At 62.6% G+C, this 7,084-nt stretch carries 6 protein-coding genes; 4 read left to right on the top strand and 2 right to left on the bottom strand.

The features are described from left to right. Positions 1-148 precede the first annotated feature (148 nt). Both NKH57_RS33080 and NKH57_RS33075 read right to left on the bottom strand, forming a co-directional pair. Positions 149-1,393, bottom strand: coding sequence for a YcbK family protein (locus NKH57_RS33080; protein WP_352726813.1), 1,245 nt, complete (start codon positions 1,391-1,393; stop codon positions 149-151). Positions 1,394-1,608: 215 nt separating this feature from the next. Next, a complete protein-coding gene (locus NKH57_RS33075) occupies positions 1,609-3,444 on the bottom strand; it encodes a PHA/PHB synthase family protein (protein WP_352950525.1) in 1,836 nt (611 codons plus the stop codon). Positions 3,445-3,446: 2 nt separating this feature from the next. Here NKH57_RS33075 and NKH57_RS33070 point away from each other — a divergent pair, with 2 nt between their 5' ends. From NKH57_RS33070 to NKH57_RS33055, 4 genes are all read left to right on the top strand, one after another. Beyond that, positions 3,447-3,935, top strand: coding sequence for a hypothetical protein (locus NKH57_RS33070; RefSeq protein ID WP_352726817.1), 489 nt, complete (start codon positions 3,447-3,449; stop codon positions 3,933-3,935). Positions 3,936-3,980: 45 nt separating this feature from the next. Continuing rightward, positions 3,981-5,198: an LL-diaminopimelate aminotransferase gene (locus NKH57_RS33065; RefSeq protein WP_352950523.1), complete on the top strand. Its 1,218-nt coding sequence runs from the start codon at positions 3,981-3,983 to the stop codon at positions 5,196-5,198. 49 nt (positions 5,199-5,247) lie between these two features. Beyond that, a complete protein-coding gene (locus NKH57_RS33060; RefSeq protein WP_352726819.1) occupies positions 5,248-6,561 on the top strand; it encodes a homoserine dehydrogenase in 1,314 nt (437 codons plus the stop codon). A 101-nt stretch (positions 6,562-6,662) separates the two neighbouring features. Continuing rightward, on the top strand, positions 6,663-7,084 hold a 422-nt coding region (locus NKH57_RS33055), incomplete at its 3' end, for a hypothetical protein (RefSeq protein ID WP_352950520.1).

Genomic DNA, 7,084 nt, shown 5'->3' with positions numbered 1-7,084 from the left:
GAAACCGTCGGGCCTTTCCTGCGGAAATTTGGTGATTCCTCCAGTAATTTCAGCAGCTTACCGTTTATGGACGGGCACTAGGCTAATCACGAATGTCGGGAATGATCCCTCGGGCTGCTAACACACTTCCGGCCTGTGAATCACGCCGCTAGCCGTCGTCGCCGCCGCTTCGCCGGCGGCAACGCCAGTTCCAGTCGCGCTCTGGGCCGACGTCGACGTGGACGGATTCGGTGTGGCAGTAGGTGCCGACGCCGCCACGGCCGGGCATGGTTCTGATGTAGCTCGCCAGCTCCCATTTCGAAACGCCGGGGACCTGGATGTCGGCGGCGGCGCAATACATGTGCAGCGAATTCTTGGCGCCGTTGGCGCGGCGGTTGCGAGCCGGGTCGCGATAGCCCGAGGTCACCATCATCTTGCGGCCGTAGTGGCCCTCGATCGTCTTCAGCACGCGGACCAGCGACGGCTTCAGGCAGGCCACATCGACGCTCTCGTTCTGCTTGAGCAGCCCGTTGGGCGCCAACCGGGCCATGCCGGCGGCGGACGCAACCTGATAGGAGCCGCCGATTGGCCCCTCGTCCTCGTTGAGATCGACGTCGCTTTCGTCGTCGAGGCCGGACTTGCGCTTGATTTCGAACAGGGCCGTCTGGCGCACGCCGGGCAAGGCATCACTACCGGTGATGTGGCCGGTCTCGCCGCCGGTCGAAGCCAGTTGCACCGGCTTTTCCGCGGAATTGGCCGAGGCGAGCATGATGATCGGCTTTGCCGCGGCTGGCGCCGGTTTGGCCTGCATCGCTGGCTGCCCGCCCGACCGGGTGTTGATGAGCGGCGTCGCCGAAGCAGGCGTGGCGCCAAACATCGAGGCCAGGAAGCCTCTTTTCTTCGGCGCGTCGGGCTGCGGCATCTCGCCAGCCGTCACATAGACCGGATTGTTCATGACCGGAGCGGCTGTCGGCTTCGGCGCATTCACGCCGGCATCGGCGGCCGCGATCTTTTCGGCGACCGCGTCGCTCTGCTGCGTTGTCTGTGCCTGCTGCTGCAAGGACTGAGGAGTTTGTCCGACAATCGTTTCGCTGCCGGCCGGAGTGGTCAGCGGAAAGGCGGCTTGGGGCTTGGCCATCGGGACATAGGCGATTGTCTCGGGAAGTGTCGTATCGCTGGCCGTCATCACGGTCGTCTGCTCGGTCGTGACCTCGGACGAATCGGCTGCGGCGGTCGGCGTGGCGCCAGAGGCCTTATTAATGTCCGATGCCGTGGCATTATAGCCGGGCATTCCAACCGACATCGTCGGGTCGCCAGCCGAGGTGCAGGAGGCCAGAAGCAATGAGCAGAGCGCTGCCACGATGGCGTGGCGTTCTCCCTTTGCGAGGCTCCATCCTGCTGATTTCAAAGTCAAAATCCCCCTCGATGCCCGGTCGGTATATCCCTGGTGCGGCAGCGATACGCCGTGTCAAGGTGACCTTTGTCTCCGATCCGGAAACGAGACTTGTGTCAAATCCGCAAGCCTGGAAGTATTTTTGCAGTGATTGCCGAATTGCGGCTGCTCAACGGTTGACTACACCATTTCGCCCGCTTTTACCGGTGCGTCAACTCACCAGACATTACAGTCCGTTACACACGCACCTTCACATAGGTGCCAGGAGCATCCCCTAAGGTTTTCATATGCTTGCCGGGTTTACGGGCGGGCACACGGGTGTTGTCCTTGGCCTCTATCCAGTCTTGCCAGTGCGGCCACCAGGAACCTGGATGAGCTGTGGCCTTGGCTGTCCATTGGCCGAAGTCGCCTGTCGGCATATCGCCGGTCCAGTACTGGTATTTGTTGGATGCCGGCGGGTTGACGACGCCTGCGATATGACCCGATCCGGCCATGACGTACTCGACCTTGCCGCCGAAATATTTCGAGCCGAGAAACACCGAAAGCGCCGGCGCGATGTGATCTTCCTTGGAGGCGAGGTTGTACACTGGAATGGTGACGTCTCTGAGCGAAACCGTGTGGCCCGCCAGTTCCATCGTGCCGCGCGAGAGGTTGTTCTCGAGATAGCAGTTGCGAAGGTAGAAGGAGTGATTGGCCGCGCCCATGCGGGTCGAATCGGCATTCCAGTAGAGCAGATCGAAGGGCAGGGGATCCTTGCCACGCATGTAGTTGTTGACGACATAGGGCCAGATCAGGTCGCCGGACCGCAGCATGTTGAAGGCAGTCGCCATCTTGGTGCCGTCGAGATAGCCCTTTTCGCTCATCGACTTTTCTACCGCCGCGACCTGCTCTTCATCGACGAAGACTTTCAGGTCGCCGGCATGGGTGAAATCGACCTGCGTGGTGAAGAACGTCGCCGACTTTATTCGGTCGTCGCCTTCGCGCGCCATCAGCGCCAGTGCTGCCGCCAAGAGCGTGCCGCCGACGCAATAGCCGATCGCATTGACGTCGCGTTCACCGGTGGCCTTTTCGACGGTGTCGAGGCCGTATTGCAGGCCCTCGCGGATGTAAGCCTCCCAGCCCTTGGTGCCGTGGCGCTCGTCCGGGTTGACCCAGGAGATCACGAAAACGGTATGGCCCTGATCGATCGCCCAACGGATGAAGGATTTCTGCGGGTTCAGATCGAGGATATAAAACTTGTTGATCCATGGCGGGCAAATCAGCAGCGGTCGCTTGAGCACCGTCTCGGTTGTCGGATCGTACTGGATGATCTCGGCGACATCGCTGCGGCCAACCACCTTGCCTGGGGTGGTGGCGATGTTCCTGCCGATCTCGAAAGGCGAGTAGTCGGCCTGGCGCAGCTTCAGGTCGCCCTTGCCGGCGGCGATGTCCTCGGCCAACATCTTCATGCCGCGCACCAGGTTCTCGCCGTTGGAGGCGACGGTTTCGCGAAACAGTTCCGGATTGGTGAGGATGAAATTCGACGGCGAGATGGCGTTGGACACCTGCTTGACGTAGAAGCCGGCCTTGTGGCGGGTATGCTCGTCCAGACCTTCGGCGTGTTCGACCAGGTCGGCCGCCCAGCGCGAGGTGACGAGATAGGCCTGCTTGAGAAAATCGAAGAACGCGTTGCGGCCCCATTCCGGGTCGAGGAAGCGCTTGTCGCCGCGCTCCGGCTTGACGGCATCTTCGGTGGCTTCCGCGGCGTTGCTGGTGCGCTGAATGGCGTTGGCCCAGACAGTCATGTAGCCGGAGAACAACCGCGTCTGCGCTTCCAGCGCGCGCTGCGGATCGGACAGCCAGTATTCGCTGAGCTTGGAAAAGGTCTTCACCATGTCGACGACCGGCTCGGCGACATGATCGCGCACCTCGCCTTTTTCGCGGGGCTCAGCCCAGGCGGAAGCGGCCTTGCCGGCCTGCTCGATCATGCGCGCCACGTTCAGGGCGAAGCGTTCCGGGTCCTTCACCAGATATTGCTCGACGGTCGAAGGCTCGTCATCTTCCGCTTTGCCCGAATCGGGTGTTTTGGACATGGTTGGCGGGGTTCCTCCCGAGGCCTTTTCTTGACATATTAACATGGGACATCCGACCGGGTCCAATCTCGCTCTACATCGGCTGCCAAGGAAACAATATGACGATTAATATTGGCGAGACTGTTTTTTTCGGCGCCGGACGTTTTTGCCGCATCGGTGCGGCGATTATCCTGATGGGGATGGCCGGATGCTCGAGCACCAACAGCAGCGGCCCGACGCCGATTGCTGTAAGCGCGGGACCGAAGGATACCGGTACCTTTCCGAACCTGAACATCAAGCCGCAAGTGGCGGCGCCGCAGTTCACCGAAGCCGAGAAGAACGCCAAGCTTGCGCAATTGAAGGCGGATGAGAATTCGCAGGCGGCAAAAGGCGGCAGTCCGAAGGTCGCCGATCAGGCGGCGCTGACGGAGCTAGCCAAGAAGCACGGCGACGAAACGTTGAAGCAGATCGAAGCCAAATGCGACCCCGCCCTCGACCCTACCTGCAAATAAGTATATAGCGCGCGCCCAATACCCCTTTTGCTGTCTGGAACTGCCATGGAAGAATTTCACAAGGTCCGCCGGCTTCCGCCTTACGTCTTCGAGCAGGTCAATCGGCTCAAGGCCAGCGCCCGTTCGCGCGGCGCCGACATCATCGACCTCGGCATGGGCAATCCGGACCTGCCGACGCCCAAGGCCATTGTCGACAAGCTGTGTGAGGTCGTGCGCGATCCGCGTACGCACCGCTATTCCTCGTCGCGCGGCATTCCGGGCCTGCGCCGCGCCCAGGCCAACTATTACGCTCGCCGCTTCGGCGTGAAGCTCAACGCCGACACGCAAGTGGTGGCCACGCTTGGCTCGAAGGAGGGCTTCGCCAACATGGCGCAGGCGATCACCGCGCCGGGCGACGTGATCCTGTGCCCGAACCCTACCTATCCGATCCATGCCTTCGGCTTTATCATGTCGGGTGGCGTCATCCGTTCCCTGCAGGTAGAGCCGGACGACGGCTTCATCCCGGCGCTCGAGCGCGGTGTCAAGCATTCGATCCCGAAGCCGCTGGCGCTGATCCTCAACTATCCGTCGAACCCGACGGCGCTGGTCGCCTCGCTTGATTTTTACAAGGACGTGGTCGCCTTCGCCAAGAAGAACGACATCATCATCCTGTCCGACCTTGCCTATTCGGAGATCTATTTCGACGGCAATCCGCCGCCTTCGGTGCTGCAGGTGCCGGGCGCGATCGACGTCTGCGTCGAATTCACCTCGATGTCGAAGACCTTTTCCATGCCCGGCTGGCGCATGGGCTTTGCGGTTGGCAACGAGCGCCTGATCTCGGCGCTGACCCGGGTAAAGTCGTATCTCGACTATGGCGCCTTCACGCCGATCCAGGTGGCGGCGGCACACGCGCTCAACGGCGACGGCGCCGACATCGCCGAAGTTCGCGACATCTACCACAAGCGCCGCGACGTGATGGTCGATGCCTTCGGCCGCGCCGGCTGGACCATTCCGGCACCGGCGGCATCGATGTTCGCCTGGGCGCCGATCCCTGAGCCGTTCCGGCATCTCGGCTCGCTCGAATTCTCCAAGCTGCTCATCGAACATGCCGACGTGGCGGTGGCGCCAGGTGTCGGCTTCGGCGAACATGGCGACGATCACGTGCGCATCGCGCTGGTCGAGAACGAGCACCGGATCCGGCAGGCCGCGCGCAACATCAAGCGCTTCCTGGCGACCAGCGCCAAGCAGCCCAACAACGTCGTGCCGCTTTCCGCTCACCGGTAAGCTTGCAGCCGCGGACAATTTCGATCTGACTTGAGGGACGTCGCCGGACATGGCTGAAGCATTGCGTGTTGGAATAGCCGGTCTCGGCAACGTCGGCGCATCGGTGGCGCGCGTGCTGCGCGACAAAGCGGCGGAACTGACCCGGCAGTGCGGGCGCGATATCATCGTCACCGCGGTCTCGGCGCGCGACCAGAAGCGTGATCGCGGCGTCGATATCAGTGCGGCAACTTGGTTCGACGATCCGGTCGAGATGGCCCAGATCGCCGAAATCGACGTGTTCGTCGAACTGATCGGCGGCGACGAGGGGCCGGCGCGCCTGTCGGTGAAGGCGGCACTCGAAGCCGGCCGCCATGTCGTCACCGCCAACAAGGCGTTGCTCGCCAAGCATGGCGTGGCGCTGGCCGAGATCGCCGAGAAGCGCGGCGTGCTGCTCAACTACGAGGCGGCAGTGGCGGGCGGCATCCCGGTCATCAAGACGATGCGCGAGGCGATGGCCGGCAATTCGGTCACCCGCGTCTTTGGCATTCTCAACGGCACCTGCAACTATATCCTGACCCGCATGGAGGCCGAGGGCATCTCGTTCGACGCCTGCCTGAAGGACGCACAGCGGCTGGGCTATGCCGAGGCCGATCCGACCTTCGACATCGAGGGCCATGACACTGCGCACAAGCTGTCGATCCTGACCAGCCTTGCCTTTGGCACCAGGATCGCCGCCAACGACATCTACATGGAAGGCATTTCCAACATCTCCCAGGCCGACATCCGCGCGGCGGGCGATCTTGGCTACCGGATCAAGCTGCTTGGCGTCGCCCAGCGCACCGACAGCGGCATCGAGCAGCGCGTACACCCGACCATGGTGCCGACGGCCTCAGTCATCGCGCAGGTGCATGGCGTCACCAACGCGGTGGCGATCGAAACCGACATTCTTGGAGAGCTGCTGCTGTCCGGTCCCGGCGCCGGCGGCAATGCCACTGCATCGGCCGTCATCGGCGACATCGCCGACATCGCCAAGAGCCGGCCCGGCTTCCAGCATGGCCCCGTGTTCGGCCGGCCGGCGAAGGAGCTGAAGCCCTACAAGAAGGCGCAGATGCGCAGCCATGCCGGCGGCTACTTCATCCGGCTGACCGTGCATGATCGCATCGGCGTGTTCGCGGCAATAGCCAAGCGCATGGCCGACAACGACATTTCGCTGGAATCGATCGTTCAGCACGCGGTCAACGGTGAAGCGGCGGCGCAAAAGACGGTGATCCTCGTCACCCATGAGACAACGGAGGCCGCCGTGCGCAAGGCCGTCGACGGCATCACCAAGGACGGCCATCTGACCGACAAGCCGCAGGTCATCCGCATCGAGCGGGCAGGCTAGTTCCCGCCCGATAGCCGCGTCCGACGGCTAGCAGCCGCGGCCGACCGGAACGAATTCGTGCCGGCGCCGTTCTTTTGGTCAGCAATCAAAGGAACCGCTTCATGGCCGACACCAACAAATCCGATACCCCTGATATCGACGTCCAGAAGACGCTGGAAAAGCAGATCGCCGAACTGCGCAAGGAGATCACCAAGATCAACAAGAGCATTTCGGCACGGGGCACGGAAATGCTCAATGACGCCAGCGAGCAGGCTTCCGAGTTCTACGACACGACCCGCGGGTCGCGAACCGCGCAACAGCTGCGCACGCACGCCCATGCGGTCTCGGAAGTCGCGCGCGAAAATCCCGGTACGACGACGGCCGTGGTCGGCGTGATCGGTCTGCTCGGCTTTATGGCAGGGTTCGCCATTGGTCAGTCGATGAACGATACGTCGCGCCGCGGGTACTGCCCGCGGCGCGGCAGGGCCGGCGTTTCCCGCGTATTTGCCGGTTTCAGCCAGGCTTTTGGAGGAGGGTACCGGTG

The sequence above is a fragment of the Mesorhizobium sp. M1050 genome (genome assembly GCF_040318715.1).
Classification (GTDB): domain Bacteria; phylum Pseudomonadota; class Alphaproteobacteria; order Rhizobiales; family Rhizobiaceae; genus Mesorhizobium.
Note: the sequence above shows the minus strand (reverse complement) of the source record. Positions and strands in the feature narration are given on the sequence as shown.

What these genes read in the sequence shown, in the direction of transcription:
- NKH57_RS33060 (WP_352726819.1), top strand. Translation starts at nt 5,248, where the DNA reads ATGGCTGAAGCATTGCGTGTTGGAATAGCCGGTCTCGGCAACGTCGGC.
- NKH57_RS33075 (WP_352950525.1), bottom strand. Translation starts at nt 3,444, where the DNA reads ATGTCCAAAACACCCGATTCGGGCAAAGCGGAAGATGACGAGCCTTCG.
- NKH57_RS33065 (WP_352950523.1), top strand. Translation starts at nt 3,981, where the DNA reads ATGGAAGAATTTCACAAGGTCCGCCGGCTTCCGCCTTACGTCTTCGAG.